Here is a 24,479-nt window from a genome sequence, read left to right as displayed (position 1 = left end):
ATGCTGGCCACCCTGCACCGCCTGTGGCGCCATCACTGGATGGACGAGAGCGACACGCGCCGCCTGGTGCCGCCGGACGCCGTCGAGCGCCTGCGCCGGCGCGTGGCCGAAAGCGAGGCCCGGCACAGCGGACAGCTGCGCATCTGCGTGGAGGCCGGCTTGCCCGCCAGCTACCTGTGGCGGCACCTGCGCCGGCACCTGCCCATGCAGCGCATCGTGCGCGAGCGCGCGCTGATGATGTTTTCCAAGCTGGGCGTGTGGAACACCGAGCACAACAACGGCGTGCTGATCTACCTGCTGCTGGCCGAGCGCGCCATCGAGGTGGTGGCCGACCGGGGCGTGGCGCGCGCCGTCGACGCCACCGCCTGGCAGGCGCTGACCGATCGCCTGGGCCGCAGCCTGCATGCCGGCCAGGTCGAGGACGGCCTGTCGAAGGCGGTGGACGATGTGTCGGCCCGGCTGGTCGCCCTGTTTCCGGCCGCCGATGGCGGCGCGGCGCGCCCTGCGAACGAGCTGCCGGACGAGCCGGTGCTGCTGTAAGCCGCCCGCGCTCAGGGGCGCGGCTCGGCCGCCGGTGGCGCCGCTTGGTCCAGTTGCTGCAACAGCCGCCGATTGACCGCGTGCGCGGCACCCAGCTCCTGCTGCAGCGCCTTGTTGACGCGCGCCAGCGTCAGCAGCTTGCGGTTGGTCTCGCGCAGATGACCGGCCACGCGCTGGCTGATGGCCAGCAGCAGACGGGTGGCGACGCCCGGCTGCTCGGCCATCAGCTGCTCGAAGGCTTCGCGCTTGAGCACCGCCAGCGCCAGATCGCTGGCCGCCGTGCAGGTGGCCGAGCGCGCCGTCTGATCGACCAGGCCCAGCTCGCCGATCAGGCTGCCGGGGCCCAGCACCGACACCACCAGCTCCTCGGTGGCCGATACGCTCTCGACCGTCACGTCGCCGCTGAGGATCAGCGCCATCGACTCGTCCCCGCCGTGCTCGCCCTGGCGCATCAGCACGGTGCCGGCGCTCAGGCGGTGCGGGCGCATGTAGCCGACGACCGCCAGGGCGTCCGCCTGGCTCAGCGCCACCAGGGCGCCCTGGGTGACCAACAGGGACGCCGCATGTTCCTGGACGCCGCGGTCGTCACGGGGTTTGCGTGCAAGCATAAGTCGCCCATTATGAAGAGCATCGGGGGTCGTGCGAAAGGGCCGCGACCAAAAAAAACCCACCAAGCGGTGGGTCTTGACGCGATGGCGGGCCGTTCAGTGCTTGGGCCGCTCGCGGTACTTGCGCAGCGCGGCCAGTTCGGCGGCCAGGATGGCGAGCTCGGAGGTGGCGCGAGCCACGTCGATCTCGCTCTTGGCGTTGCGCAGGGCCTCCTCGGCGGCCTTCTTGGCCGAGTTGGCGCGCTCGTCGTCCAGATCCTTGCCGCGGATGGCGGTGTCGGACAGCACGGTGACGACGTGGGGCTGCACCTCCAGGATGCCGCCGGCCACGAACACGAACTCCTCGCCGCCGTCGGCCTTCTGGATGCGCACCGAGCCCGGCTTGATGCGCGTGATCAGCGGCGTGTGGCGCGGGTACACGCCCAACTCGCCCGCCTCGCCGGGCAGCGCGACAAAGGTCGCCTCGCCCGAGAAGATCGACTCCTCGGCGCTGACGACATCGACATGAATGGTATTGGCCATGCTCTTGCGTTCCTCTCGGTTTCACGGTCGCCGGGCACGCGCGCGGCGCGGCCCGGGGGCGAGAACGTCAGGGTCAGACCTTCTTGGCCTTTTCCATGGCCTCGTCGATCGTGCCGACCATGTAGAAGGCCTGCTCGGGCAGGTGGTCGCACTCGCCATTGGCGATCATCTTGAAGCCGGCGATGGTGTCCTTGAGCGACACATATTTGCCCGGTGTGCCGGTGAACACCTCGGCCACGTGGAAGGGCTGCGACAGGAAACGCTGGATCTTGCGCGCGCGCGCCACGGCCAGCTTGTCCTCGGGGGCCAGTTCGTCCATGCCCAGGATGGCGATGATGTCGCGCAGCTCCTTGTAGCGCTGCAGCGTGCCCTGCACCTGGCGGGCGACGTTGTAGTGCTCCTCGCCCACCACGTGCGGGTCGAGCTGGCGGCTGGTGGAGTCCAGCGGGTCCACGGCGGGGTAGATGCCCAGCGCGGCGATGTCGCGCGACAGCACCACGGTCGAGTCCAGGTGGGCGAAGGTGGTCGCGGGCGAGGGGTCGGTCAAGTCGTCCGCGGGCACGTACACGGCCTGGATGGAGGTGATCGAGCCCACCTTGGTCGAGGTGATGCGCTCCTGCAGGCGGCCCATTTCCTCGGCCAGCGTCGGCTGGTAGCCCACGGCGGAGGGCATGCGGCCCAGCAGGGCGGACACCTCGGTGCCGGCCAGCGTGTAGCGGTAGATGTTGTCGACGAAGAACAGCACGTCGCGGCCCTCGTCGCGGAAGGACTCGGCAATCGTCAGGCCCGTGAGCGCCACGCGCAGGCGGTTGCCCGGCGGCTCGTTCATCTGGCCGTAGACCATGGCCACCTTGGACTGGCTCAGGTCTTCCTGCACCACGACCTTGGAGTCGGACATCTCGTGGTAGAAGTCGTTGCCCTCGCGGGTGCGCTCGCCCACGCCGGCAAACACCGACAGGCCCGAGTGCGCCTTGGCGATGTTGTTGATGAGCTCCATCATGTTCACGGTCTTGCCCACGCCGGCGCCACCGAACAGGCCCACCTTGCCGCCCTTGGCGAACGGGCAGATCAGGTCGATCACCTTGATGCCGGTCTCCAGCAGTTCCTGCGAGGGGCTGAGTTCGTCATAGGCCGGGGCCTTGCGGTGGATGGGCGCGGTGTGCGCCTGGTCGATCGGGCCGCGCTCGTCGATGGGGTTGCCCAGCACGTCCATGATGCGCCCCAGCGTGGCGGGGCCCACCGGCACGGTGATCGGGTGGCTGGTGTTGACCACCATCATGCCGCGGCGCAGGCCGTCGCTCGACCCCAGCGCGATGGTGCGCACGATGCCGTCGCCCAGCTGCTGCTGCACTTCCAGCGTCAGGGCCGCGCCTTCCATCTTGAGCGCGTCGTAGACCTTGGGCATGTGCTCGCGGGGGAACTCGACGTCAACCACGGCGCCGATGCACTGAACGATTTTTCCTTGGACTTGAGCCATGTCTTGCTCCAATAACTTGATTCTGGGGTAAACCGGTGGCGCGCTCAGACGGCGGCGGCACCGGCGACGATTTCGGTCAACTCCGTGGTGATCGCGGCCTGGCGGGTCTTGTTGTAGACCAGCTTGAGTTCGTTGATCACGTTGCCCGCGTTGTCGGTGGCGGCCTTCATGGCCACCATGCGCGCCGCCTGCTCGGACGCCATGTTCTCGGCCACGGCCTGGTAGACCAGCGCCTCGACGTAGCGCTTGAGCAGCTCGTCGATGACGGTCGGCGCATCGGGTTCGTAGATGTAGTCCCAGGCGTGCCCGGCGCCGCTGTCGCGGGTCTGCTGCTGCATGGCCTCGCTGGACAGGGGCAGCAGGGTCTCGATCACCGAGTCCTGCTTCATGGTGTTGATGAAGCGGGTGTAAGCGATGTAGACCGCGCTGAGCTCGCCCTTGGCGTACTCGTCCAGCAGCGACTTGACCGGGCCGATCAGCTTGTCGAGGTGGGGCGTGTCGCCCAGCTGGGTGGTCTGCGACACCACGCGCGCACCGATGCGGGTCAGGAAACCCAGGCCCTTGCTGCCGACGGCCACCGCGTCGATGGTCATGCCGACGCCCTGCAGCTCCTTGAGCTTGGTGGTCACGCCGCGCAGCACGTTGGTGTTCATGCCGCCGCACAGTCCCTTGTCCGTCGTCACCACGATGATGCCCACGCGCTTGGCGTCGTTGGCCTTCATGTAGGGGTGCGTGTACTCGGGGTTGGCCTCACCCAGGTGGGTGGCGACGTTGCGCACTTTCTCGGCGTAGGGGCGCGCCGCGCGCATGCGGTCCTGCGCCTTGCGCATCTTGCTCGCCGCGACCATTTCCATCGCCTTGGTGATCTTGCGGGTGTTCTCCACCGACTTGATCTTGCCGCGAATTTCCTTGCCGACAGCCATTGCAAAAGCTCCTTGTAGCTGCGATCAGGCGAAGGACTTCTTGAACGCCTCGATGGCGGCGGTCAGCTCGGCCTCGGCTTCCTTGTCCTTGTCGAGCGACTTGCCGCCTTCCATGCGCTGCAGCAGCGCGGCGTGCTTGTCCTTCAGGTGCGCGTGCAGGCCGGCCTCGAAGGGCAGCACCTGCTTGATCTCCAGGTTGTCCATGTAGCCCTTGTTGACGGCGAACAGCGAGGCGGCCATCAGGCTGATGGGCAGCGGGCTGTACTGCGCCTGCTTGAGCAGCTCGGTCACGCGCGCCCCGCGGTCGAGCTGCTTGCGGGTGGCTTCGTCCAGGTCGGAGGCGAACTGCGCGAAAGCGGCCAGCTCGCGGTACTGCGCCAGGTCGGTACGGATGCCGCCCGAGAGCTTCTTGATCAGGTCGGTCTGCGCCGCCGAGCCCACGCGCGACACCGAGATGCCGGCGTTGATGGCGGGGCGGATGCCGGCGTTGAAGAGGTTGGTTTCCAGGAAGATCTGGCCGTCGGTGATCGAGATCACGTTGGTCGGCACGAAGGCGGACACGTCGCCGGCCTGCGTCTCGATGATCGGCAGCGCCGTCAGCGAGCCGGTCTGGCCCTTGACCTCGCCCTTGGTGAAGGCCTCGACGTAGTCGGCGTTGACGCGCGCGGCACGCTCCAGCAGGCGGCTGTGCAAATAGAACACGTCGCCGGGGTAGGCTTCGCGGCCCGGCGGGCGGCGCAGCAGCAGCGACACCTGGCGGTACGCGACGGCCTGCTTGGACAGGTCGTCGTAGATGATCAGCGCGTCCTGGCCGCGATCGCGGAAGTACTCGCCCATGGTGCAGCCCGAGTAGGCGCTGACGTACTGCATGGCGGCCGATTCGGAGGCCGAGGCGGCCACCACGATGGTGTATTCCATCGCGCCGGCGCGCTCCAGCGCGCGCACCACGTTCTTGATCGACGACGCCTTCTGGCCGATGGCGACGTAGACGCAGGTCATGTTCTGACCCTTCTGGTTGATGATGGTGTCGATCGCCACCGCGGTCTTGCCGGTCTGGCGGTCGCCGATGATCAGCTCGCGCTGGCCGCGGCCGATCGGCACCATCGAGTCGATCGACTTCAGGCCGGTCTGCACCGGCTGGCTGACCGACTGGCGCGCGATCACGCCCGGCGCGACCTTCTCGATCACGTCGGTCATCTTGGCGTTGATGGGGCCCTTGCCGTCGATCGGCTGGCCCAGCGCGTTGACCACGCGGCCGATCAGCTCGGGGCCGACCGGCACTTCCAGAATGCGGCCGGTGCACTTGACCGTATCGCCTTCGGAGATATGCTCGTACTCGCCCAAGATCACGGCGCCGACCGAGTCGCGCTCGAGGTTCAGCGCCAGGCCGAAGGTGGGCTGGCCGTCGGGCGTGGCCGGAAATTCCAGCATTTCGCCCTGCATCGCGTCGGACAGGCCGTGGATGCGCACGATGCCGTCGGTCACCGACACCACGGTGCCCTGGTTGCGCACGTCGGCGCTGACGCCCAGGCCCTCGATGCGGCTCTTGATCAGTTCAGAAATTTCGGTGGGATTGAGCTGCATGACTCTTTCCTTAAAAGTCTTGGGGATTGCCGAGGACTCTCTGCCGACGCGCGGGCGCGTCAGGCGGTGAGGGCCACTTTCATTTGTTGCAGGCGCGCGCGCACGGAGGTGTCCAGCACCTCGTCACCCACGACCACGCGCACGCCACCGATCAGTTCGGGGTCGATGTGCACCTGGGTTTCCAACTGGCGGCCGAAGCGCTTTTCCAGCACCGTCTTGAGCTGCGCCAGCTCGGCGCCCTCGATCGGAAACGCGCTGTAGATCTGCGCGTCCGAGCGGCCGCTCTGGGCGTTGGCCAGATCGCGGAACTGCGCCGCCACTTCGGGCATCACCGCCAGGCGGCCGTTGTCGATCACGGTGCGCAGGAAGTTGGCGCCGCGATCGGGCAGGGCCTGCGGCAGCACCGAGGTCAGCAGCCGGAACACTTCGCTGCCCTGCACCTTGGGGTCGGCGGCAAACTGCAGCAGCTGGGGCGTCGCGCAGGCGGCGGCCAGGGCATCCAGCCAGCCCTGCGTGGCCGCGGCGTCGCCGCGACTGGTTTCGAACAGCGCTTCGGCGTAGGGCCGGGCGATGGTGGCGAGTTCAGCCATGGTGGTGTCCTCGCGCGATCAAAGCTCGGTTTTCAGGCGATTGAGCAAATCGGCGTGCACGGCGGGATTGACTTCCTTGCGCAGGATCTGCTCGGCGCCGCGCACGGCCAGCTTGGCCACCTCGTCGCGCAGGGCCTCGCGTGCCTGCACGGCCTGCTGCTGGGCCTCGGCGCGGGCGGCGGCGATGATCTTGGCGCCTTCGTCGTTGGCGCGCGACTTGGCCTCTTCGATGATGGCCTGGGCACGGCGCTCGGCGTCGGCCTGGCGCTGGGCGTTTTCGGTGCGCGACTCGGCCAGTTGCTGCTCCACGCGCTGGTTGGCGTCGGCCAGCTCGCTCTTGGCCTTGTCCGCGGCGGCCAGGCCTTCGGCGACCTTCTGCGCGCGCTCGTCCAGCGCGTTGGCGATCGGCGGCCACACAAACTTCATCGTGAATGCCACCAGCAGCAAGAACACGATGATCTGAATGATTAGGGTACCGGTGATGCTCACGGTTGTTCCTTGGATTGCAGCGGCGCGGGGGCCGCAAGACTCAATATGCGGGAGCGCGGCGCCGCCCTCGGGCGCGCGCCGCATCCCAACCCACCCGGAACCTTACTTGGCGATTTGCGCGAGTTGACCCAGGAACGGGTTGGCCGTGGCGAACCACAGGGCGATACCCACGCCGATGATGAAGGCCGCGTCGATCAGGCCGACCAGCAGGAACATCTTGGTTTGCAGCTCGCCCATCAATTCGGGCTGGCGGGCGGCCGATTCGAGGAACTTGCTGCCCATGAGGCCGATGCCGATACAGGCGCCGACGGCACCCAGGCCAATGATCAGGCCAGCGGCCAGGGCGACAAAGCTGATAACTTCCATGATGACTCCTAAAGGGACGTGGTGGGTTGATGGATAAAGGGAAAGGGAAAGCGAAACCGTTGCAGCCGCAGCAGCCTCAGTGATGATCGTGCGCCTGGCCGATGTAGACCAGCGCCAGCATCATGAAAATGAAGGCCTGCAGGATGATGATCAGAATGTGGAAGATGGCCCAGGCCAGGCCGGCGATGACGTGGCCGATCGCCAGGCCGATGCCGGTGCCGGTGAGGGCGAAAGCGCCGCCCATCAGGGCGATCAGCATGAAGATCAGCTCGCCGGCGTACATGTTGCCGAACAGTCGCAGGCCGTGCGAGAGCGTCTTGGAGGCGAATTCGATCAGCTGCATCGCGAAGTTGACGATGCCCAGCACGAAGGCCAGCAGCGGGTTCTTGCTGGTGCCGAACGGCGCCGTCACCAGTTCGTGCGCCCAGCCGCCCAGGCCCTTGATCTTGACGTTGTAGTACAGGCAGATCAGCAGCACCGCCACCGACAGACCCATGGCGCCCGACACGTCGGCCGTGGGCAGCACGCGCATGTAGGCGTGCGCCGGATCGCCGCCGGTGGCGCCCACCAGCTTGGCCCACAAGGTGGGAATCAAATCGACCGGCAGCAGGTCCATGGTGTTCATCAACGTGACCCACACGAAGATGGACAGGCCCAGCGGCGCCACGAACTTGCGGCTGTGGGCGTTGTGCACGATGCCCTTGGCCTCGTTGTCGACGAACTCGACCAGCATCTCGACCGCAGCCTGGAAGCGCCCCGGCACGCCCGAGCTGGCCTTGCGCGCGGCCGCCCACAGCAGAAAGAAAGTCAGCGCCGCCAGCAGCACCGAAAAGAGAATGGTGTCGATGTGGAAGACCGAGAAGTCGACCACCGCGTCGGACGCCTTGTTCTGCCAGAAGTGCAGGTGGTGGACGACGTATTCGCCCGCGGTGAGCCCGTGCTCGGCGGTGGATTCAACAGCGTTTTCAGCAGCCATCGGTGTTTACTCTTCGTGCGCCCGTCCGGATTCGGACTTCTTCTTCGGCCGCGCCCACAACAGGCCCAGCCAGTACATCTTGATCGTCAGTGCCAGGCCGATCAGCAGCGCTGGCCAGCTGGGCACCCCCAAAAATCTCGGGGCCGCCATCAGCATCCCCACGGTCAAGGCCAGCTTGACCCCCTCCCACAACAACACACCTGCCAGGGCCGCCGCCGGCGGAAACCCGGGCCGCGCCCAACGCACCGTGCCGCGCGCGGCCACTGCCGCCGGCAGCACCCCGGCCAAGGCGCCGTAGGCGGCCGACCAGGCCACCTCGGGGCGCCGGGTCAGCAACCAGGCCAACCCTGTCACCACCAAGCCGGTGAGCGCCTGCATCAGCAGGGCCCGCCCTACCGGCAACTGCGGATGCCGCACCCGCCATTGGCGGGCCTGCTCGGCCGTCAGCGGGGCCGCGCCCTCGTCGCTTGCCGCCGAATCGGGCCAGTCCGACCACCCGGGTGATTCACCCGAAGGCCGCCGTCCTGAGGCGCGCGTCGCGCCGGAGTCGATTGTGCCCATTCCTACGGCCGCCGCAATGACGTGCAAGGTACTCGCCAGCAAATCCATGGAATTATACGATGGATAACCCGCATTCCAGCCATATCCCCGCCACCTGCGCCGGTCATGGCGGGCGGCGCTGGTTCAAAATGCGGGCTTTGCACAACCACGCCCGCGAGCACCCCCATGCCAGCCTACAGCACCGCCCACCTGCCCGCCCTGCCCTGCTACCTCAATGGCGAGATGACCACGCTGGACGCGGCGCGCATCAGCCCGCTGGATCGGGGCTTCATTTTCGGCGACGGCATCTACGAGGGCATCGCCGTCTACGGCCGGCCGGGCCAGACGCCGCGGCCGTTTCGCTTCGAGCAGCACATGACGCGGCTGGAGCGCAGCCTGAAGGAAACGCGCATCGCCAACCCGCACACGCGCGAGCAGTGGCGGCAGATCGCGCTCGATCTCATCGCCGCGCACCCCGAGCACGCCAGCGTGGCCGATTGGTTCTACTACTTCCAGGTCACGCGCGGCGTGGCGCTGCGCGACCACCCGATGCTGGAGGGCCTGACGCCCACGGTGTTCGCCACCTGCCTGCCGATGAAGCCGCCCTCGGCCGAGCAACGCGCCCAGGGTGTCGCCTGCGTGACAGCGGACGACTTCCGCTGGAAGAAGGCGCACATCAAGTCCATCAGCCTGCTGGGGGCGGTGTTCGCGCGCCAGATCAGCTTCGACGCCGGCGCGCTGGAGACGGTGATGTTCCGCGACGGCTTTCTGAGCGAGGCGGCGTCCAGCAACGTGTGGGTGATCCAGAACGGCCGGGTGTTCGGCCCGCCCAAGGACAACCTGGTGCTGGAGGGCATCCGCTACGGCGCCATCGAGGAGCTGTGCCGCCAGGAGGGCATCGGCTTCGAGCTGCGGCGCATTCCCAAGGCCGAGGTGCTGGCCGCCGACGAGCTGATGCTGTCCTCGGCCACCAAGGAGGTGCTGCCCATCACCACACTGGACGGCCAGCCGGTCGGCAGCGGCAAGCCCGGCCCCGTCACGCAAAAGGTGTACGCCGCCTACCAACGCGCCAAGGACGCGCTGTTCGCGTCATGAGCGCGCCGGGCCGTTCCCAAGCGCGAATCCCGCAACGCCCAGCGTGGAGGGTCGTCCGATGAGCGCTTCCCACGACACCAGCGCCGACCGCCGCGAGGCGCTGATCGAATACCCGGTGCGCTTTCCGATCAAGGTGGTGGGCGTCAACGAGGACGGCTTCGTGCACGCCATCACCCACCTGGCGCGGCAGTTCGACCCCACGTTCGACGCCGCCACGGTCGAGCTGCGCGAAAGCGGCGGCGGCAAGTACCTGGGCGTGACCATCACCGTGCTGGCCACCAGCCGCGCGCAGCTCGACGACCTGTACCGCGCGCTCAGCACGCATCCGATGGCGCGCTGGGTGTTGTGACGGCGCATCAAGCGCCCCCGCAGTCGATGGGCATGGAGACGCGCTTTCTGGGCCGGGTGAATTACGCCCCCACCTTCCAGGCCATGAAGGATTTTGCCCACCAGCCGGCGCCGGACGAGCGCGAGCAGCTATGGATTTGCGAGCATCCACCGGTCTTCACGCTGGGCCTGGCGGGCCGGCCCGAGCATGTGCTGGCGCCGGGCGACATTCCGGTGGTGGCCACCGACCGCGGCGGGCAGGTGACCTACCACGGCCCCGGCCAGGTGGTGGCCTATCCGCTGATCGACCTGCAGCGGCGCGGGATTTTCGTCAAGGAATACGTCTACCGGCTGGAGGAGGCGGCGATCCGCACGCTGCGCGCGTTCGGCGTCACCGGCCATCGCGTGGCCGGCGCGCCGGGCATCTACGTGCGGCTGGCTGACCCGTTCAGCCACGCCCTGCTGCCCCAGCGCCCGCAGCGGCGCGAGCCGGGCCAGCCGGCGCCGGCGCCCGACTTCACCGGCCTGGGCAAGATCGCCGCGCTGGGCATCAAGGTCAGCCGCCACCGCAGCTACCACGGCCTGGCGCTGAACGTGGCGATGGACCTGCAACCCTTCGAGCGCATCAACCCCTGCGGCTACCCCGGCCTGCGCACGGTGGACCTGGCCAGCCTGGGCGTGGCCGTCTCGTGGGACGAGGTGGCGCACGAGCTGGCAGGGCAGCTGCAGCGGCTGCTGGCGGTGTGACGTCACCGCCACCCACGTCAGAGTCGATCAAAAACCAAAGAGCCTGCCGGCCGCGGAGCAGGCCACGCCAGCAAGCGCCGTGGCCGGGGTCTCCCCGGCCACTGGCGATGCCCCCTCGAGGGGGGAGGCGAAACATCGCGCAGCGAGTGGAGCAACGGGGGTGGTGATTCAAGTCGCCGGCTTGTCGCTCAGCGCCGTGAGGTTGTCCTTCAGCTCCTGGCTCATCGGCAGCCCGATGGCCTGGTTGCGCGGCGGGATGGGCTCCATGAACCACTTGTCGTAGAGCTTGGTGAAGGCGCCCGACTTCATCATGTCGTTGATCACGCCGTCGACCAGCGCCTTGAACTTGGGGTCGTCCTTGCGCACCATGCAGGCGTAGGGCTCGACCTGCAGCGACTGGCCCACCACGTCCAGCGCCGCCGGATCCTTGGCATTGGCCTTCAGGCCGAACAGCAGGATGTCGTCCATGGCGAAGGCGTCGGCGCGGCCGGTCTCCACCAGCATGGCGGCGTCGGCGTGGTCCTTGGTGCCGATGATGTCCAGGTTCAGGTTCTTCTCGTCGTTGTAGCGGCGCACCACCTGCATGTTGGTGGTGCCGGTGGTGATGGCCACCTTTTTGCCCTTCAGCTCGGCCCAGTTCTGGATGCCCGAGCTCTTTTTGACCATCAGCCGCGTGCCGGTGTAGAAGTAGTTGGTGGCGAAGCTGACTTCCTTGCCGCGCGCGCTGTTGTTGGTGGTGGAGCCGCACTCCAGGTCGATGGTGCCGTTGACCAGCAGCGGAATGCGGTTGGCCGAGGTGACCGACTGCCAGCCGACCTGGATGTCGTTCTTGCCCAGCGCCTTTTGCACCGCGGCCAGCACGGCGTTGGAGATCTCGACGCCGAAGCCGACCGGCTTGTCGGCCCCGGCCAGGTAGCTGAAGGGCACGGACGAGTCGCGGTAGGCGAAGGTGATCTTGTTGTCGGCGGCCACCTTGGCCAGGGTGTCGGCGGCCTGGGCCGGAACGCTCAGGGCACAGACCAGCGCGGCGCCGGTCAGCAAAAAGGCATGTTTCATGAAACCGGTCCTTTGACAGGAGAGAAGGTTGACGAAGCTTGGGCCCGCATGGCGGGCTGCGGGGGATGCTGCCGGTGCGCCGCGCCCTTGGCAAGCAGGAAAGCCCTTGGATGGCCCCGCCGGCGGGCGCGGCCGAGCCCGTAAGATCGCGCCTTTCGCGCCCGCGCGGCCCTTTTCGCCACCATGCCCCCCGCTGCCTCCAACCGCCTGGCCAACGGCCTGGCCCTGGCCACCATCGCGCTGTGGGCCTCGCTGGCCACGCTGGGCGCGGCGCTGGGGCACGTGCCGCCCTTCTTGCTGACGGGCCTGGGCCTGCTGGCCGGCAGCCTGATCGCGCTGCCGCTGGTGCGCTTCGACGTGCGGCGCCTGGTGGTGCCCTGGCGCACGCTGGCGCTGGGGGTGTACGGCCTGTTCGGCTATCACTTTCTGCTGTTCACGGCGCTGGGGCAGGCGCCGGCGGTGGAGGCCAACCTGGTCAACTACCTGTGGCCGCTGGGCATCGTGCTGCTGGCGCCGCTGCTGCTGCCGGGCGTGCGCCTGACGGCGGCGCACGTGGGCGCGGCGCTGGCGGGCTTTGCCGGCGCGGCCATCGCCATCCTGGGGCGCGGCGGCGCGGCGGCCGAGGCGCCGGGCAACGCCGCGCTGGGCTTTGCCTGCGCGGCGGGCGCGGCCTTCATCTGGTCGACCTACTCGCTGGGCACCAAGCGCCTGGCGCTGACGGGGCGCGACTTTCCCACCGCCGCCATCGGCGGCTTCGGCCTGGTGTCGGGCGCGCTGGCGCTGGTCTGCCACGCGCTGCTGGAGCCGGCCGTCAACCTGTCGGGGCGCGACATCGCGCTGATCGCGGCGCTGGGCCTGGGCCCGCTGGGCGGCGCGTTCTTCTTGTGGGACAAGGCGCTGAAGCTGGGCGACGCGCGCCAGATCGGCGTGCTGAGCTACCTGACGCCGCTGCTGTCCACCGCGCTGCTGCTGTGGAGCACGGGGCGCGCCATCAGCGGCTCGGTGCTGCTGGCCACGGTGCTGATCCTGGGCGCGGCGGTGATCGGCACGCGTGCCCGATAAACTATATATTTGATAGCTGTTTGCGCTTGAGTGGCGGGCGCTACAGGCCGATTTTGCTTGAAATCGCCGGCCACGCGCCGGCGCCCGCTCACGGCTCGGTCAGCAGCGCCGCCGGCTCGTCGCTCTCGATCACGGCCTGCGCCCAGGGCGCCAGCTTGCCGGCGTCGGCGCGCAGGATTTCCTGCTTGACGGGCAGGATCTGCGCCGGGTGCATGGAGAAGCTGCGCAGGCCCAGGCCCAGCAGCAGCCGCGTCATGGCCGGGTCGCCCGCCATCTCGCCGCACACGGTGACGGGCTTGCCCTGCGCGCGGCCGGCGGCGATGGTGGCCGCCAGCAGCTGCAGCACCGCCGGGTGCAGCGGGTCGTACAGGTGCGCCACCGACTCGTCGGCACGGTCGATGGCCAGGGTGTATTGCGTCAGGTCGTTGGTGCCCACCGACAGGAAGTCGAAGTGGCGCAGGAACATGTTCACCGTCAGGGCGGCGGCCGGCACCTCGATCATGGCACCCACCTGCACCACGCCGTGCACCTGGCCGCGCGCGTCCAGCTGCGCGCGCGCCTGCGCCAGCAGCTCCAGCGTCTGCCGGATCTCGCTGGCGTGCGCCAGCATCGGGATCAGCACGTGCACCTGGCCGTGCGCGGCGGCGCGCAGCAGGGCGCGCAGCTGGGTCAGGAACATCGCCGGCTCGGACAGGCTCCAGCGGATGGCGCGCAGGCCCAGGGCGGGGTTCAGGTGCGTGCTCTCGCGCCGGTCGTCCAGCGGCTTGTCGGCGCCGACGTCGATGGTGCGGATGGTGACCGGCATGCCGTGCATGCCTTCCACCGCGCGCCGGTAGGCCTGGTACTGCTCTTCCTCGTCGGGCAGCTTGCCCTCGCGCCCCATGAACAGGAATTCGCTGCGAAACAGGCCCACGCCCACCGCGCCGGCGTCCAGCGCGGCGGGGGTGTCGTCGGGCTGCTCGATGTTGGCCAGCAGCTCGATGCGCTCGCCGTCCAGCGTCAGCGCCGGCGTGTGCTTCAGGCGCGCCAGGCGCCCGCGCTCCAGCTCGGCCTGGCGCTGCTTGTAGGCGTATTCCTCGCGGATGATGGGCGAGGGGTCGATGAGGATCACGCCGGCGTCGCCGTCGATGATCAGCAGGTCGTCCTGGCGCACCAGGTCGCTGGCCACGCGCGCGCCCACCACGGCGGGGATGTCCATGCTGCGCGCGACGATGGCGGTGTGGCTGGTCTTGCCGCCCAGGTCGGTGACGAAGCCGGCGAACACGCTCTTCTTGAACTGCAGCATGTCGGCCGGCGACAGCTCGTGCGCCACCAGCACCAGCACCTCGCCCTCGGCGCGCACGGCACGCGGCGCGGCCAGCGGCACCGGCGGCGCCAGGCCCTTGAGACGGCGCAGCACGCGCTCGACCACCTGCTCCAGGTCGGCCTTGCGCTCGCGCAGGTACTCGTCCTCCATCTCGTCGAACTGGCGCGTCAGCACCTCGAGCTGGCTGACCACGCCCATTCGGCGTTGTAGTGGCGCTCGGTGATCCACTGGCGCACGCCGGCGGTGATCAGCTCGTCCTGCAGCAGCATCAGGTGCACGTCCAGCAGGGCCGTGAGCTCGGCCGGCACGTCCTTGGGCAGCTCGCGCTGCATGCGCTGCAGCTCGGCCACCACGGCGCCGCGCGCGGTGCGCAGGCGCGCCACCTCGGCCTCGACCTGGTCGGGCTCGATGAAGTCGTGCACCACCTCGACCCGGCTGGACGCCACCATCACCGCGCGGCCGATGGCGATGCCGCGGGCCACCGGCAGGCCGTGGATGGCGATGGTCATGATGGCCTCACTGTCCTTCGCCGAACTTGTCGTTGATCAGCCCCACGAGCGCCTCCATCGCCTCCTGCTCGCGCTCGCCCTCGGTCTCGATCTGCACCACGGCGCCGATGCCGGCGGCCAGCATCATCACGCCCATGATGCTCTTGGCGTTGATGCGCCGCTCGCCGCGGCTCATCCACACCTCGCACGGGTAGCTGGCGGCCAGCTTGGTCAGCTTGGCCGAGGCGCGGGCATGCAGGCCCAGCTTGTTGGAGATGGTGACTTCGCTGCGCGTCATGATGCGGTGGGGCGGGCTGGGGAATCGGCGGGCCGCGCCGGCACCTCGACCACGCCGCTGGCGCCGCCGGCCAGCGCGCGCTGGGTCAGGGCGGCCAGCGGCTCGTGGCGATAGCACAGCGAGCGCAGCAGCATGGGCAGGTTGACGCCGGCGACCAGGCGCGTGCGCTCGCCGGCCAGCAGGCGCGTGGCCACGTTGCAGGGCGTGGCGCCCAGCACGTCGGCCAGGATCAGCACGCCCTCGGCACCGGCGCAGCGCGCCAGCGCGGCGCGCGCGTCGGCCAGGCTGGCCTCGGGCGCATCGCTGGCGCGCACGTCCACCGCCTGCAGGTCGGGCGCGCAGTCGGCCAGCATGTGCAGCGCGGCCTCGCGCAGGGCGCTGGCCAGCGGGGCGTGGGCGATCACGAGCACGGCGTTCATGGGGCCTCGATTATCGGTGCGCCTCACCAGCCCAGGCCGGCGAAAAAGGCGTCGGCCGCCACCGGGTCGGCGCGCTCGGCGTACACCACGGCGTGCAGCAGTTCGATGCCGCCGCCCTCGGGCGCGGGGTGCGCGCTCCACACCGCCTGCGCCGCCACCGCGCGGCCGTCGGCGCGCCGGCCCTGGGCCACGATGCGCTGCGCGTGCGCCAGCGGCAGGCCGCCGGTGGGACGGAAGTCGCTGCGCTGCACCTGGGCGGCGTCGGCCTGCATGTTGGCCAGCGTGGCCTGCTGCCAGCCGGCCAGCACGGCGTCGGGCGACGCGCCGGCCGGCGCGCTGGCCGTCATGACGGCAAAGGTGGCGCCGGCGGCGTCGCAGCCGACCACCGCCAGCTCGGTGGCCACGCCGCCCAGCGGCACGCTGCGCGTGGCGCGCTCGGGCTTGCAGGGCAGCAGCGCGTGCGCGCTGGAGCGCTGCAGCGCCACCTCGCGCCAGTTCAGCGCCGGGCTGCAGGCCAGCAGCAACATCACCAGGGGGGCCGCCAGGGCCGCGCGCAGCATCGTCATGCGGGCGATTATGGGCTGGCGCGCGCACCATAATCGGCCCATGAACTCACTGGATGGCATTCGCGTTCTGGACCTGTCGCGCATCCTGGCCGGCCCCTGGTGCACCCAGACCCTGGCCGACCTGGGCGCCGACGTGATCAAGATCGAGCGGCCGGGCAGCGGCGACGACACGCGCGGCTGGGGCCCGCCCTTTCTGGTCGGCGACGACGGCCGCGAGACGCCCGACGCCGCCTATTACCTCAGCGCCAACCGCAACAAGCGCTCGCTGGCCTGCGACATCGCGCGGCCCGAGGGCCAGCAGCTGATTCGCGCGCTGGTGGCGCACTGCGACGTGTTCATCGAGAACTTCAAGGTCGGCGACATGGCGCGCTACGGGCTGGACTACGCCAGCCTGGCGGCCCTCAACCCGCGCCTGGTGTATTGCAGCCTGACCGGCTTCGGCCAGACCGGGCCCTACGCCGCGCGCGCCGGCTACGACTACGCCGTGCAGGGCATGGGCGGGCTGATGAGCGTGACCGGCGAGCGCGACGACCGCGGCGGCGGCCCGCAGAAGGTGGGCGTGGCGGTGGCCGACCTGTTCACCGGCATGTACAGCACGGTCGGCATCCTGGCCGCGCTGCGCCATGCCGAGCGCACGGGCGAGGGCCAGTACCTGGACATGGCCCTGCTCGACACCCAGGCCGCCATGCTGGCCAACCTGGGCGCCAACTACCTGGTCAGCGGCAAGGTGCCCGGCCGCGCCGGCAACGCGCACCAGAACATCGTGCCCTACCAGGTGTTCGAGGTGGCGCCCAAGCCCGACGGCAGCCAAGACTTCATCATCCTGGCGGTGGGCAACGACGGCCAGTACGCCAAGTTCTGCCAGGTGGCCGGCCGCCCCGAGCTGGCGCAGGACGCGCGCTTCGTCAAGAACCGCGACCGCGTGACGCACCGCGCCATCCTGGTGCCGCTGCTGGAGGCGGTGATGAAGACCCGCGCCGAGGCCGACTGGCTGGCCGCGCTGGAGGCCGCGCAGGTGCCCTGCGGCGCCATCAACAACCTGGCCGAGGTGTTCGCCGACCCGCAGGTGCGCGAGCGCGCCATGGTCGACAGCTGGCAGCACCCGGCCAAGCGCGAGCTGCGCCTGGTGGCCAGCCCGCTCAAGCTCAGCCGCACGCCCGTGCGCCACGAGCGGCCGCCGCCGCTGCTGGGCCAGCACACCGACGAGCTGCTGCGCGAGCTGCTGGGCTGGGACGCCGAGCGCGCCGCCGCGCTGCGCGCGCAGGGCGTGATTGGATGAACACTATATTTTTAATAGCTGTTTGCGCTTGCCACATGCTGGCTGGAGCCAGATTCGACCCATAAACCGGAGGAGTTCAAGCCATGGCCAACTACCTGCTCGTGCACGGCGCCTGGGGCGGCGCGTGGTACTGGCGACCGGTGCAGCACGCGCTGATCCGCGCCGGCCACCACGCGCAAGCCGTCACCCTCACCGGCCTGGGCGAGCGCGCGCACCTGCTGTCACCGGCCATCACGCTGGAGACGCACATCGCCGACGTGCGCGCCGCGCTGGCGGCCGAGGAACTGGCCGACTGCATCCTGGTCGTGCATTCCTACGCCGGCATGCTGGGCACGGCCGTGGCCGACCGCGAGCCGGCGGGCGCGCTGCGGCACCTGGTCTATGTCGACGCCGTGGTGCCAAAGCCCGGCGAGAGCTGGAGCAGCACGCACGGCCGCGCCACGCGCCAGGCGCGCCTGGCGGCGGCCGCCGCCACGCCCGACTTCGCCTTTCCGCCGCCCGACCCGGCGGTGTTCGGCCTGCAGGACGCGGACTACGAATGGGTCAAGCGCCGCCAGACGCCCCACCCCGGCCACACCTACGAGGCGGCGCTCGACTTCGACCCCGCGCGCGTGGCCCGCGTGCCGCGCACCTTCATCAACTGCACCCAGCCCGCGCTGGCCACCATCGACGCCATTCGCCCGCGCGTGCGCGACGCCAGGTTCTGGGACGGCGCCTGGCTGCCGGGCAGCCGCATCGTCGAGCTGGCCACCGGGCACGACCCCATGCTGAGCGAGCGCGCGGCCATGACGCGCCTGTTGCTGGAGCTGGCCTGAACTTTTGCCGGCGGGCGGTTTCCAACCGGACTGCACAAACCGGCCGGCCGTCCTAAAATGCACCCCGTGAACCTCGCATCCTCCACCCGCCGCGTTGCGCTGGCCGCCCTGGTCGGCGCCAGCGCGCTGCTGGCCGGCTGCGGCAACGACGCCGCACCGCTGTCCACCTTCGTGCTGCTGGACGGCTCCAGCCAGACCACGCAGGACATGAAGGGCAAGGTCACCCTGGTCAACTTCTGGGCCACCAGCTGCACCACCTGCGTGGGCGAGATGCCGCAGGTGATCGACACCTACGACAAGTACAAGGACCAGGGTTTCGACACCATCGCCGTGGCCATGTCCTACGATCCGCCCGCCTACGTCGTCAACTTCGCGCAAACGCGCAAGCTGCCCTTCAAGGTGGCCATCGACAACACCGGCGCCGTGGCCAAGGCCTGGGGCGAGGTGCAACTCACGCCCACCACCTACATCGTCGACAAGCAGGGCCAGATCGTCAAAAAATACGTCGGCGCGCCCAATTTCGACGAGCTGCACCGGCTGATCGAAAAGCTGCTGGCCGCCTGAGGGCAACCCACCCACGCAAAAAAGGGCGCTCCACGGAGCGCCCTTTGTCATGCCCGGCCGGCGCTTTACCGGCGGCGGAAGTCGTCGTGGCAGGCCTTGCAGCTTTGCGCGGTGGGGCCGAAGGCGGCCTTGAGCTGGTCGAGGTTGCCGCTGCGGGCGGCGGGCAGCAGGCGCTCGGCCACGGCGGTCTGCATCTTGTCGGCGCGGTCCTTGAACTTGGCCTGCTCCTGCCAGATCTCGGGGCGCGCGGCGCTCTCGCGGCCCTTGTCGGTGCCGGGGGCGAAGCCCGCCCAGGGCAGGTGCGACACCAGGGCCACCACCTCGGCGTTGCGCGCCGCCTGCGCCGCGTCGTAGGGCAGCTTGCCGTTGGCCATGGCACCGAGGCGGGCAAAGTGCGTGCCCATCACGGTGAGCGCGCTCTGGCGGTACTTGATGGCGTCCTCGGACTTGGCGAATTCGGCCGAGGCCGACAGCGAGACCAACGAGGCCGCGAGGGCCAGCGAGACGATCACGGGGGTTTTCATGCGGACAAGACTCCTGTGGATGAAAGAAGGGGCGGACTCGCTTAGACTGCCGGTTCACGGAAAGTGCCGCAGCATCGCGGGTTTGCGGCGATTTTTTGACCCTCCCCTCACGTGAAGTCATGCCAAGTGTTCGCATCTGGGATTTGCCCACCCGCCTGTTTCATTGGGTGCTGGCGCTGGCCGTGGTCCTGCTGGTGATCAGCGCCAAGGTGGGCGGCGACGCCATGCACCTGCACATGCGCCTGGGCTACCTCGTGTTCGCGCTGCTGCTGTTTCGCTTGGTGTGGGGCGTGCTGGGCGGGCACTGGTCGCGTTTTGCCCGCTTCGTGCCGACGCCGGCGCGGCTGCGCGCCTATCTGCGCGGCAGCCCCGAGGCCTCGCTGCACGCCGGCCACAACCCGCTGGGCGCGCTGTCGGTGCTGGCCATGCTGGCGGTGCTGTCGCTGCAGGTGGCCAGCGGGCTGTTCGCGGACGACGAGATCGCCTATTCGGGCCCCCTGACCGCGCGCGCCTCACACGCGCTCATCAAGCTGGCCACGCGCTGGCACACCGGCCCCGGCCAGGCGCTGGTGCTGGCCCTGGTCGCCTTGCACGTGGCGGCCATCGTGTGGTACTGGCGGCGCGGCCAGAACCTGGTGCGCCCCATGCTGAGCGGCGACAAGACCCTGGCGCAGGCCGTGCCGGCGTCGCGCGACGGCGCCGGCACGCGCGCGGCGGCCGTGCTCGTGCTGGCGGCCGCGGCCGCCGTGGTGTACGCCGTGGTGCAGTGGGGCGCGCGCGCATCGCTGGGCTAAACTGCCAGCGCCCTCCTGCTGCCCGCGCCCTGCCGATGTCTCCCGCCACCGAATCCCGTCCCGCCGTCGAGCTGGTCGTCGCCCAGACGCCCGAGCAGATCGAGGGCGCACGCGCCCTGTTTCAGGAATACGCCGATCAACTGGGCGTGGACCTGTGCTTTCAGGGCTTTGCCGACGAGCTCGCCGGCCTGCCGGGCGAGTACGCGGCGCCGCGCGGCACGCTGCTGCTGGCGCTGGTCGACGGCGCGCTGGCCGGCTGCTGCGCGCTGCGCCCGCAGGACGACGCCGACTACGCCGGCGCGGCCGAGATGAAGCGGCTGTACGTGCGCAAGGCCTTTCGCGGCTTCGGCCTGGGGCGCCAGCTCAGCGAGGCCATCCTGGAGGCTGCGCTGCAACGGGGCTACGCCTGCGTGCTGCTGGACACGCTGGACGAGATGGAGTCGGCGCGCGCGCTGTACGCCAACCTGGGTTTCGAGGAAATCCCGCCCTACTACCACAACCCGCTGCCGGGGGCGCATTACCTGAAGGTGGATCTGGACGCCTTGTGAGCGCCCGGTCTTCACGTCATTTCAGGCTGCAGCGCCCGCCAGACAAGCGCGAGTAGCTATGATTTTTATATCAATCAGCCCTTGACCTGCGCCAGCATAGTGGCGCCGTCGCTGACCTCGAACTTGCCCGGGCCTTCGACGTTGAGGGTGACGACCTTGCCGTCCTTGACCAGCATCGAGTAGCGGTTGCTGCGCAGGCCCAGGCCCTTGCCGGTCAGGTCCAGCGTCAGACCCGCGGCCTTGGCGAAGGCCGCGTCGCCGTCGGCCAGCATGCGGATCTTGCCGGCGGTCTTCTCGTCGCGCGCCCAGGCGCCCATGACGAAGGCGTCGTTGACCGCCAGGCACCAGATTTCATCCACGCCGGCGGCCTTCAACGCGTCGGCGTTCTTCAGGTAGCTGGGCACGTGCTGGGCCGAGCAGGTGGGCGTGAAGGCGCCGGGCACGGCAAACAGCGCGATGGTCTTGCCGGCGGCGGCCTGCGTCACGTCCACCGGGTTGGGGCCGATGCTGCAGCCGTTGCCCTCGACCTCGACGTATTCGGCCAGCTTGACCGCCGGCAACTTGTCTCCAAGCTTGATCATGAATGCTCCTTGAGAGTGAAACGATGCCGTCGTCACGGCGCCAACAAAAACGGCCCACATTGTGGGCCGTTTTGGCGATCCGCGCCGAAGCGGCGCGAAAGCGGGGGTGCGGTCAGACCTGCGCGGCCTTCTGCACCAGGCGCGTGGCCACCCAGTTCTTGGTCTTGGACAGCGGGCGGCTTTCGGTGATCTCGATGGTGTCGCCCAGCTTGAACTCGCCCTTTTCGTCGTGGGCGTGGTACTTGCTGGAGCGCATCACGATCTTGTCGTAGATCGGGTGCTTGACGCGACGCTCGATCAGCACCGTCACGGTCTTGGCGCGCTTGTCGCTCACCACCTTGCCGATCAGGGTGCGCTTGAGGGATGGTTTGGCTTCCGTCATGGTCGGGTCCTTCACTTGGCCGCAGCCTGCTTTTCGGCCAGCACGGTCTTGGCGCGCGCGATGGAGCGGCGCGTCTGGGCCAGCTGGGCCGTGTTGTTGAGCTGCTGTGTGGCCTTCTGCATGCGCAGGTTGAAGTGAGCCTTTTGCAGCTCCTTGACCTCGGCTTGCAGGCCGGCGACGTCCTTTTGGCGCAATTCAGCGGTTTTCATCGTCATGTTCCTTCGCTTACTGGCCGATCATGCGGGTGACGAAGGTCGTGCGCAGCGGCAGCTTGGCAGCGGCCAGCGCAAACGCTTCGCGCGCCAGATCCTCGGGCACGCCGACGATCTCGTACAGCACCTTGCCGGGCTGGATTTCGGCCACGTAGTACTCGGGGTTGCCCTTGCCGTTGCCCATGCGGACCTCGGCCGGCTTGGTGGAAATGGGCTTGTCCGGGAACACGCGGATCCAGATGCGGCCGCCGCGCTTGACGTGGCGCGAGATGGCGCGACGGGCGGACTCGATCTGGCGCGCCGTCAGGCGGCCGCGGTCGGTGGACTTGAGGCCGAAGTCGCCAAAGGCCACCGAGTTGCCGCGCGTGGCGATCCCGGTGTTGCGGCCCTTGTGCTCCTTGCGGTACTTTCTGCGAGCAGGTTGCAGCATCGTTTACTCTCCTTGGGCGCCGTCTGCCGATGCAGCAGGCGCGGCGGCTTTGCGGACGCGCTTAACGGCGGGTTGTGCGTCGGCGCCTTGGCCTTCCGCGGGTTTGTCGCTGCCATCGGCGGGCGCACCGGAGCCACCACGGGCATCGCGGCGCGGGCCACCGCGGCGATCGCCGCCGGGGCCACCGCGGCCGTCACGGCGCGGGCCACGCGGACCGCGGCGCTCCTCGCCCTCGGGGCGCGGCGTGCTGTCCAGCGAGGGCGCGTCGGTACGGCCCAGGTTGTCGCCCTTGTAGACCCACACCTTCACGCCGATCACACCGTAGGTGGTCTTGGCTTCGGAGGTGCCGTAGTCGATGTCGGCGCGCAGGGTGTGCAGCGGCACGCGGCCTTCGCGGTACCACTCGGTACGCGCGATTTCGATGCCGTTCAGACGGCCCGAGGACATGATCTTGATGCCCTGGGCGCCCAGGCGCATCGCGTTCTGCATGGCGCGCTTCATGGCGCGGCGGAACTGGATGCGCTTTTCGAGCTGCTGGGTGATCGAGTCGGCGATCAGCTTGGCATCGATTTCGGGCTTGCGCACTTCCTCGATGTTCACGGCCACCGGCACGCCCAGGCGCGTGGCGAGTTCCTTCTTCAGGTTCTCGATGTCCTCGCCCTTCTTGCCGATCACCACGCCCGGACGTGCCGAGTAGATGGTGATGCGGGCGTTCTTGGCGGGGCGCTCGATCAGGATGCGCGAGACGGCGGCGTTCTTCAGCTTGGCCTTGAGGAACTCGCGCACCTTGATGTCTTCGGCCAGCATGCCGGCGAAGTCACGGTTGCTCGCGTACCAGCGGCTGGCCCAGTTGCGGCTGACCGAGAGGCGAAAGCCGGTAGGATGGATTTTCTGTCCCATATTCGTTCCTATTGGCCTTAGTTACCCACGGTCACGTAGATGTGGCACGTCGGCTTGCTGATGCGATTGCCGCGGCCCTTGGCGCGCGCGGTGAAACGCTTGAGCGTGGTGCCTTGCTCGACGAAGATGGTCTTGACCTTCAGTTCGTCGATGTCGGCGCCGTCGTTGTGCTCGGCGTTGGCAATGGCGGACTCCAGCACCTTCTTGACGATGCCCGCAGCCTTTTTCTGCGTGAACGTCAGGATGTCCAGGGCTTGATCCACCTTCTTGCCGCGGATCAGATCTGCGACCAGGCGACCCTTGTCAACCGACAGGCGGACGCCACGCAGGACTGCACGTGTTTCAGACATGGTCATTCCTTACTTCTTGGCCTTCTTGTCGGCGGGGTGGCCCTTGAAGGTGCGCGTCAGGGCGAATTCGCCCAGCTTGTGGCCCACCATCTGGTCGGTGACGTAGACCGGCACATGCTGCTTGCCGTTGTGCACGGCAATCGTCAGGCCGATGAACTCGGGCAGCACCATGGAGCGGCGCGACCAGGTCTTGACGGGCTTCTTGTCCTTGGTGGCGATGGCCTTCTCGACCTTGGCCAGCAAGTGATGGTCAACAAACGGACCCTTTTTGAGAGAACGAGTCATTTGCTACCCCTTACTTCTTGCGACGCGACACGATCATGGTCTGTGTGCGCTTGTTGTTGCGGGTGCGGTAGCCCTTCGTCAGGTTGCCCCATGGGTCAACCGCGTGACGGCCTTCGCCGGTACGTCCCTCGCCACCACCGTGCGGGTGGTCGATCGGGTTCATGGCAACGCCGCGCACCGTCGGGCGGATACCCATCCAGCGCTTCACACCGGCCTTGCCGAGCTGGCGCAGGCTGTGCTCTTCGTTGGCCACCTCGCCGATCGTGGCGCGGCACTCGATGTGGATCCTGCGCACTTCGCCAGAGCGCATGCGCACCTGGGCGTACACGCCTTCGCGGGCCAGCAGCGTGGCCGACGTGCCGGCCGAGCGCGCGATCTGGGCACCGGCACCGGGCTTGAGCTCGATGCAGTGGATGGTCGAGCCCACCGGGATGTTGCGGATCGGCAGCGTGTTGCCGACGCGGATCGGCGCCTCGGCGCCGCTCACCAGCTGGCTGCCCACCTCGACGCCGCGCGGCGCGATGATATAGCGGCGCTCGCCGTTGGCGTAGCACAGCAGGGCGATGTGCGCCGAGCGGTTGGGGTCGTACTCGATGCGCTCGACCTTGGCCGGGATGGCGTCCTTGTCGCGGCGGAAATCGACCACGCGATAGTGGTGCTTGTGGCCACCGCCCTTGTGGCGCGTGGTGATGTGGCCGTTGTTGTTGCGGCCCGACTGCTGGAACTGGGGTTCGAGCAGGGGCGCGAAACCGGCACCCTTGTGCAGGTGATCGCGGGTGATCTTGACCATGCCGCGGCGACCCGCGGAAGTCGGTTTGATCTTGATGACAGCCATG

At 68.8% G+C, this 24,479-nt stretch carries 35 protein-coding genes; 10 read left to right on the top strand and 25 right to left on the bottom strand.

Annotated features, from left to right (window positions below; translation table 11 throughout):
* Window positions 1–540 (top strand): TPM domain-containing protein, encoded by a 540-nt coding sequence (locus ACWHMB_RS01880; protein ID WP_377479402.1) that lies wholly within the window; start codon window positions 1–3, stop codon window positions 538–540.
* A gap of 11 nt (window positions 541–551) precedes the next feature.
* On the opposite strand, the gene ACWHMB_RS01875 is transcribed toward ACWHMB_RS01880, so the two are convergent.
* From ACWHMB_RS01875 to ACWHMB_RS01830, 10 genes are all read right to left on the bottom strand, one after another.
* Window positions 552–1,148, bottom strand: coding sequence for a Crp/Fnr family transcriptional regulator (locus ACWHMB_RS01875; protein WP_377479399.1), 597 nt, complete (start codon window positions 1,146–1,148; stop codon window positions 552–554).
* A 96-nt stretch (window positions 1,149–1,244) separates the two neighbouring features.
* Window positions 1,245–1,670: a F0F1 ATP synthase subunit epsilon gene (locus tag ACWHMB_RS01870; RefSeq protein WP_293223559.1), complete on the bottom strand. Its 426-nt coding sequence runs from the start codon at window positions 1,668–1,670 to the stop codon at window positions 1,245–1,247.
* Window positions 1,671–1,743: 73 nt separating this feature from the next.
* Entirely contained in the window at window positions 1,744–3,147 is a 1,404-nt protein-coding gene (atpD, locus tag ACWHMB_RS01865) for a F0F1 ATP synthase subunit beta (RefSeq protein ID WP_293223561.1), read from the bottom strand.
* A gap of 44 nt (window positions 3,148–3,191) precedes the next feature.
* The gene (gene atpG / locus ACWHMB_RS01860; RefSeq protein ID WP_377479394.1) at window positions 3,192–4,070 is read right to left on the bottom strand and encodes a F0F1 ATP synthase subunit gamma; all 879 of its coding nucleotides are present in this window, start codon (window positions 4,068–4,070) and stop codon (window positions 3,192–3,194) included.
* Between the two features lie 24 nt (window positions 4,071–4,094).
* On the bottom strand, window positions 4,095–5,654 hold the full coding sequence (gene atpA, locus ACWHMB_RS01855) for a F0F1 ATP synthase subunit alpha (protein ID WP_293223566.1): 1,560 nt from the start codon (window positions 5,652–5,654) through the stop codon (window positions 4,095–4,097).
* Window positions 5,655–5,713: 59 nt separating this feature from the next.
* Complete coding sequence (locus ACWHMB_RS01850) at window positions 5,714–6,244, bottom strand: F0F1 ATP synthase subunit delta (protein WP_293223569.1); 531 nt, start codon at window positions 6,242–6,244, stop codon at window positions 5,714–5,716.
* 18 nt (window positions 6,245–6,262) lie between these two features.
* On the bottom strand, window positions 6,263–6,733 hold the full coding sequence (locus tag ACWHMB_RS01845; protein ID WP_377479390.1) for a F0F1 ATP synthase subunit B: 471 nt from the start codon (window positions 6,731–6,733) through the stop codon (window positions 6,263–6,265).
* A 102-nt stretch (window positions 6,734–6,835) separates the two neighbouring features.
* Entirely contained in the window at window positions 6,836–7,099 is a 264-nt protein-coding gene (gene atpE, locus ACWHMB_RS01840) for a F0F1 ATP synthase subunit C (protein WP_377479387.1), read from the bottom strand.
* 76 nt (window positions 7,100–7,175) lie between these two features.
* Window positions 7,176–8,075, bottom strand: a complete 900-nt coding sequence (gene atpB, locus ACWHMB_RS01835) for a F0F1 ATP synthase subunit A (RefSeq protein ID WP_293223250.1) — start codon at window positions 8,073–8,075, stop codon at window positions 7,176–7,178.
* Window positions 8,076–8,081: 6 nt separating this feature from the next.
* On the bottom strand, window positions 8,082–8,684 hold the full coding sequence (locus ACWHMB_RS01830; RefSeq protein ID WP_377479384.1) for an ATP synthase subunit I: 603 nt from the start codon (window positions 8,682–8,684) through the stop codon (window positions 8,082–8,084).
* 117 nt (window positions 8,685–8,801) lie between these two features.
* Here ACWHMB_RS01830 and ACWHMB_RS01825 point away from each other — a divergent pair, with 117 nt between their 5' ends.
* Genes ACWHMB_RS01825 through lipB form a run of 3 tightly spaced genes read left to right on the top strand, consistent with a single transcriptional unit; the run spans window position 8,802 to window position 10,784 of the window.
* Window positions 8,802–9,710 carry a D-amino acid aminotransferase gene (locus ACWHMB_RS01825; protein WP_377479381.1) on the top strand — a complete coding sequence of 303 codons (909 nt, stop codon included), beginning with the start codon at window positions 8,802–8,804 and terminating at the stop codon, window positions 9,708–9,710.
* Between the two features lie 58 nt (window positions 9,711–9,768).
* On the top strand, window positions 9,769–10,059 hold the full coding sequence (locus ACWHMB_RS01820; RefSeq protein WP_293221366.1) for a YbeD family protein: 291 nt from the start codon (window positions 9,769–9,771) through the stop codon (window positions 10,057–10,059).
* 32 nt (window positions 10,060–10,091) lie between these two features.
* Window positions 10,092–10,784 (top strand): lipoyl(octanoyl) transferase LipB, encoded by a 693-nt coding sequence (gene lipB / locus ACWHMB_RS01815; protein ID WP_377479415.1) that lies wholly within the window; start codon window positions 10,092–10,094, stop codon window positions 10,782–10,784.
* A 168-nt stretch (window positions 10,785–10,952) separates the two neighbouring features.
* Here the strand turns inward: lipB and ACWHMB_RS01810 are convergent, their stop codons facing one another.
* The gene (locus tag ACWHMB_RS01810) at window positions 10,953–11,840 is read right to left on the bottom strand and encodes a transporter substrate-binding domain-containing protein (protein WP_377479378.1); all 888 of its coding nucleotides are present in this window, start codon (window positions 11,838–11,840) and stop codon (window positions 10,953–10,955) included.
* 183 nt (window positions 11,841–12,023) lie between these two features.
* Between ACWHMB_RS01810 and ACWHMB_RS01805 the strand changes: the two genes are divergently transcribed.
* Window positions 12,024–12,902 (top strand): DMT family transporter, encoded by an 879-nt coding sequence (locus ACWHMB_RS01805; protein WP_377479374.1) that lies wholly within the window; start codon window positions 12,024–12,026, stop codon window positions 12,900–12,902.
* 88 nt (window positions 12,903–12,990) lie between these two features.
* Here the strand turns inward: ACWHMB_RS01805 and ptsP are convergent, their stop codons facing one another.
* Genes ptsP through ACWHMB_RS01780 form a run of 5 tightly spaced genes read right to left on the bottom strand, consistent with a single transcriptional unit; the run spans window position 12,991 to window position 15,979 of the window.
* Window positions 12,991–14,400, bottom strand: coding sequence for a phosphoenolpyruvate--protein phosphotransferase (ptsP, locus tag ACWHMB_RS01800; protein WP_447648422.1), 1,410 nt, complete (start codon window positions 14,398–14,400; stop codon window positions 12,991–12,993).
* Window positions 14,376–14,717, bottom strand: a complete 342-nt coding sequence (locus ACWHMB_RS01795) for a phosphoenolpyruvate-utilizing N-terminal domain-containing protein (RefSeq protein WP_447648421.1) — start codon at window positions 14,715–14,717, stop codon at window positions 14,376–14,378. The genes ptsP and ACWHMB_RS01795 overlap by 25 nt, the downstream gene beginning before the upstream one ends.
* Window positions 14,718–14,724: 7 nt before the next feature.
* On the bottom strand, window positions 14,725–14,994 hold the full coding sequence (locus tag ACWHMB_RS01790; protein WP_377479369.1) for an HPr family phosphocarrier protein: 270 nt from the start codon (window positions 14,992–14,994) through the stop codon (window positions 14,725–14,727).
* Entirely contained in the window at window positions 14,991–15,413 is a 423-nt protein-coding gene (locus ACWHMB_RS01785; protein ID WP_377479366.1) for a PTS sugar transporter subunit IIA, read from the bottom strand. The genes ACWHMB_RS01790 and ACWHMB_RS01785 overlap by 4 nt, the downstream gene beginning before the upstream one ends.
* Window positions 15,414–15,436: 23 nt before the next feature.
* Window positions 15,437–15,979: a hypothetical protein gene (locus ACWHMB_RS01780; RefSeq protein WP_377479363.1), complete on the bottom strand. Its 543-nt coding sequence runs from the start codon at window positions 15,977–15,979 to the stop codon at window positions 15,437–15,439.
* A gap of 40 nt (window positions 15,980–16,019) precedes the next feature.
* On the opposite strand from ACWHMB_RS01780, the gene ACWHMB_RS01775 reads away from it, so the two are divergent.
* The 3 genes from ACWHMB_RS01775 (at window position 16,020) to ACWHMB_RS01765 (ending at window position 18,637) form a co-directional block, all read left to right on the top strand.
* Window positions 16,020–17,258: a CaiB/BaiF CoA transferase family protein gene (locus tag ACWHMB_RS01775; RefSeq protein WP_377479360.1), complete on the top strand. Its 1,239-nt coding sequence runs from the start codon at window positions 16,020–16,022 to the stop codon at window positions 17,256–17,258.
* 83 nt (window positions 17,259–17,341) lie between these two features.
* Entirely contained in the window at window positions 17,342–18,073 is a 732-nt protein-coding gene (locus tag ACWHMB_RS01770) for an alpha/beta hydrolase (RefSeq protein WP_377479357.1), read from the top strand.
* Window positions 18,074–18,130: 57 nt separating this feature from the next.
* Complete coding sequence (locus ACWHMB_RS01765; RefSeq protein WP_377479354.1) at window positions 18,131–18,637, top strand: TlpA disulfide reductase family protein; 507 nt, start codon at window positions 18,131–18,133, stop codon at window positions 18,635–18,637.
* Window positions 18,638–18,702: 65 nt separating this feature from the next.
* On the opposite strand, the gene ACWHMB_RS01760 is transcribed toward ACWHMB_RS01765, so the two are convergent.
* Window positions 18,703–19,161, bottom strand: a complete 459-nt coding sequence (locus tag ACWHMB_RS01760; RefSeq protein ID WP_377479352.1) for a c-type cytochrome — start codon at window positions 19,159–19,161, stop codon at window positions 18,703–18,705.
* A 119-nt stretch (window positions 19,162–19,280) separates the two neighbouring features.
* Here ACWHMB_RS01760 and ACWHMB_RS01755 point away from each other — a divergent pair, with 119 nt between their 5' ends.
* Both ACWHMB_RS01755 and ACWHMB_RS01750 read left to right on the top strand, forming a co-directional pair.
* Window positions 19,281–19,955, top strand: a complete 675-nt coding sequence (locus tag ACWHMB_RS01755) for a cytochrome b/b6 domain-containing protein (RefSeq protein WP_377479348.1) — start codon at window positions 19,281–19,283, stop codon at window positions 19,953–19,955.
* A 35-nt stretch (window positions 19,956–19,990) separates the two neighbouring features.
* A complete protein-coding gene (locus ACWHMB_RS01750) occupies window positions 19,991–20,503 on the top strand; it encodes a GNAT family N-acetyltransferase (RefSeq protein ID WP_447648420.1) in 513 nt (170 codons plus the stop codon).
* Between the two features lie 74 nt (window positions 20,504–20,577).
* Here the strand turns inward: ACWHMB_RS01750 and ACWHMB_RS01745 are convergent, their stop codons facing one another.
* The 8 genes from ACWHMB_RS01745 to rplB form a co-directional block, all read right to left on the bottom strand.
* Window positions 20,578–21,084: a peroxiredoxin gene (locus tag ACWHMB_RS01745; protein WP_377479341.1), complete on the bottom strand. Its 507-nt coding sequence runs from the start codon at window positions 21,082–21,084 to the stop codon at window positions 20,578–20,580.
* A 112-nt stretch (window positions 21,085–21,196) separates the two neighbouring features.
* Window positions 21,197–21,466 carry a 30S ribosomal protein S17 gene (gene rpsQ / locus ACWHMB_RS01740; protein ID WP_377479338.1) on the bottom strand — a complete coding sequence of 90 codons (270 nt, stop codon included), beginning with the start codon at window positions 21,464–21,466 and terminating at the stop codon, window positions 21,197–21,199.
* An 11-nt stretch (window positions 21,467–21,477) separates the two neighbouring features.
* Entirely contained in the window at window positions 21,478–21,675 is a 198-nt protein-coding gene (gene rpmC / locus ACWHMB_RS01735) for a 50S ribosomal protein L29 (protein ID WP_377479334.1), read from the bottom strand.
* A gap of 16 nt (window positions 21,676–21,691) precedes the next feature.
* The gene (rplP, locus tag ACWHMB_RS01730; RefSeq protein WP_377479331.1) at window positions 21,692–22,108 is read right to left on the bottom strand and encodes a 50S ribosomal protein L16; all 417 of its coding nucleotides are present in this window, start codon (window positions 22,106–22,108) and stop codon (window positions 21,692–21,694) included.
* A 3-nt stretch (window positions 22,109–22,111) separates the two neighbouring features.
* The gene (gene rpsC, locus ACWHMB_RS01725; RefSeq protein ID WP_377479328.1) at window positions 22,112–23,008 is read right to left on the bottom strand and encodes a 30S ribosomal protein S3; all 897 of its coding nucleotides are present in this window, start codon (window positions 23,006–23,008) and stop codon (window positions 22,112–22,114) included.
* Window positions 23,009–23,025: 17 nt separating this feature from the next.
* Window positions 23,026–23,358, bottom strand: coding sequence for a 50S ribosomal protein L22 (gene rplV, locus ACWHMB_RS01720; protein ID WP_013517324.1), 333 nt, complete (start codon window positions 23,356–23,358; stop codon window positions 23,026–23,028).
* A 9-nt stretch (window positions 23,359–23,367) separates the two neighbouring features.
* A complete protein-coding gene (rpsS, locus tag ACWHMB_RS01715; protein ID WP_003059413.1) occupies window positions 23,368–23,643 on the bottom strand; it encodes a 30S ribosomal protein S19 in 276 nt (91 codons plus the stop codon).
* Between the two features lie 10 nt (window positions 23,644–23,653).
* Window positions 23,654–24,478, bottom strand: a complete 825-nt coding sequence (gene rplB / locus ACWHMB_RS01710) for a 50S ribosomal protein L2 (RefSeq protein WP_447648419.1) — start codon at window positions 24,476–24,478, stop codon at window positions 23,654–23,656.
* Between the last annotated feature and the right edge of the window lies 1 nt (window position 24,479).

It is taken from the genome of Ottowia pentelensis, assembly GCF_964341695.1.
The sequence above is the reverse complement of the archived record's forward strand: the minus strand, read 5'-3'. Positions and strand labels throughout refer to the sequence as shown.

Bases quoted from the DNA above. Each gene is read 5' to 3' on its own strand.
- ACWHMB_RS01880 (WP_377479402.1), top strand. From the start codon at position 1: ATGCTGGCCACCCTGCACCGCCTGTGGCGCCATCACTGGATGGACGAG.
- ACWHMB_RS01875 (WP_377479399.1), bottom strand. From the start codon at position 1,148: ATGCTTGCACGCAAACCCCGTGACGACCGCGGCGTCCAGGAACATGCG.
- ACWHMB_RS01870 (WP_293223559.1), bottom strand. From the start codon at position 1,670: ATGGCCAATACCATTCATGTCGATGTCGTCAGCGCCGAGGAGTCGATC.
- atpD (WP_293223561.1), bottom strand. From the start codon at position 3,147: ATGGCTCAAGTCCAAGGAAAAATCGTTCAGTGCATCGGCGCCGTGGTT.
- atpG (WP_377479394.1), bottom strand. From the start codon at position 4,070: ATGGCTGTCGGCAAGGAAATTCGCGGCAAGATCAAGTCGGTGGAGAAC.
- atpA (WP_293223566.1), bottom strand. From the start codon at position 5,654: ATGCAGCTCAATCCCACCGAAATTTCTGAACTGATCAAGAGCCGCATC.
- ACWHMB_RS01850 (WP_293223569.1), bottom strand. From the start codon at position 6,244: ATGGCTGAACTCGCCACCATCGCCCGGCCCTACGCCGAAGCGCTGTTC.
- atpE (WP_377479387.1), bottom strand. From the start codon at position 7,099: ATGGAAGTTATCAGCTTTGTCGCCCTGGCCGCTGGCCTGATCATTGGC.
- atpB (WP_293223250.1), bottom strand. From the start codon at position 8,075: ATGGCTGCTGAAAACGCTGTTGAATCCACCGCCGAGCACGGGCTCACC.
- ACWHMB_RS01830 (WP_377479384.1), bottom strand. From the start codon at position 8,684: ATGGATTTGCTGGCGAGTACCTTGCACGTCATTGCGGCGGCCGTAGGA.
- ACWHMB_RS01825 (WP_377479381.1), top strand. From the start codon at position 8,802: ATGCCAGCCTACAGCACCGCCCACCTGCCCGCCCTGCCCTGCTACCTC.
- ACWHMB_RS01820 (WP_293221366.1), top strand. From the start codon at position 9,769: ATGAGCGCTTCCCACGACACCAGCGCCGACCGCCGCGAGGCGCTGATC.
- lipB (WP_377479415.1), top strand. From the start codon at position 10,092: ATGGAGACGCGCTTTCTGGGCCGGGTGAATTACGCCCCCACCTTCCAG.
- ACWHMB_RS01810 (WP_377479378.1), bottom strand. From the start codon at position 11,840: ATGAAACATGCCTTTTTGCTGACCGGCGCCGCGCTGGTCTGTGCCCTG.
- ACWHMB_RS01805 (WP_377479374.1), top strand. From the start codon at position 12,024: ATGCCCCCCGCTGCCTCCAACCGCCTGGCCAACGGCCTGGCCCTGGCC.
- ACWHMB_RS01795 (WP_447648421.1), bottom strand. From the start codon at position 14,717: ATGACCATCGCCATCCACGGCCTGCCGGTGGCCCGCGGCATCGCCATC.
- ACWHMB_RS01790 (WP_377479369.1), bottom strand. From the start codon at position 14,994: ATGACGCGCAGCGAAGTCACCATCTCCAACAAGCTGGGCCTGCATGCC.
- ACWHMB_RS01785 (WP_377479366.1), bottom strand. From the start codon at position 15,413: ATGAACGCCGTGCTCGTGATCGCCCACGCCCCGCTGGCCAGCGCCCTG.
- ACWHMB_RS01780 (WP_377479363.1), bottom strand. From the start codon at position 15,979: ATGACGATGCTGCGCGCGGCCCTGGCGGCCCCCCTGGTGATGTTGCTG.
- ACWHMB_RS01775 (WP_377479360.1), top strand. From the start codon at position 16,020: ATGAACTCACTGGATGGCATTCGCGTTCTGGACCTGTCGCGCATCCTG.
- ACWHMB_RS01770 (WP_377479357.1), top strand. From the start codon at position 17,342: ATGGCCAACTACCTGCTCGTGCACGGCGCCTGGGGCGGCGCGTGGTAC.
- ACWHMB_RS01765 (WP_377479354.1), top strand. From the start codon at position 18,131: ATGCACCCCGTGAACCTCGCATCCTCCACCCGCCGCGTTGCGCTGGCC.
- ACWHMB_RS01760 (WP_377479352.1), bottom strand. From the start codon at position 19,161: ATGAAAACCCCCGTGATCGTCTCGCTGGCCCTCGCGGCCTCGTTGGTC.
- ACWHMB_RS01755 (WP_377479348.1), top strand. From the start codon at position 19,281: ATGCCAAGTGTTCGCATCTGGGATTTGCCCACCCGCCTGTTTCATTGG.
- ACWHMB_RS01750 (WP_447648420.1), top strand. From the start codon at position 19,991: ATGTCTCCCGCCACCGAATCCCGTCCCGCCGTCGAGCTGGTCGTCGCC.
- ACWHMB_RS01745 (WP_377479341.1), bottom strand. From the start codon at position 21,084: ATGATCAAGCTTGGAGACAAGTTGCCGGCGGTCAAGCTGGCCGAATAC.
- rpsQ (WP_377479338.1), bottom strand. From the start codon at position 21,466: ATGACGGAAGCCAAACCATCCCTCAAGCGCACCCTGATCGGCAAGGTG.
- rpmC (WP_377479334.1), bottom strand. From the start codon at position 21,675: ATGAAAACCGCTGAATTGCGCCAAAAGGACGTCGCCGGCCTGCAAGCC.
- rplP (WP_377479331.1), bottom strand. From the start codon at position 22,108: ATGCTGCAACCTGCTCGCAGAAAGTACCGCAAGGAGCACAAGGGCCGC.
- rpsC (WP_377479328.1), bottom strand. From the start codon at position 23,008: ATGGGACAGAAAATCCATCCTACCGGCTTTCGCCTCTCGGTCAGCCGC.
- rplV (WP_013517324.1), bottom strand. From the start codon at position 23,358: ATGTCTGAAACACGTGCAGTCCTGCGTGGCGTCCGCCTGTCGGTTGAC.
- rpsS (WP_003059413.1), bottom strand. From the start codon at position 23,643: ATGACTCGTTCTCTCAAAAAGGGTCCGTTTGTTGACCATCACTTGCTG.
- rplB (WP_447648419.1), bottom strand. From the start codon at position 24,478: ATGGCTGTCATCAAGATCAAACCGACTTCCGCGGGTCGCCGCGGCATG.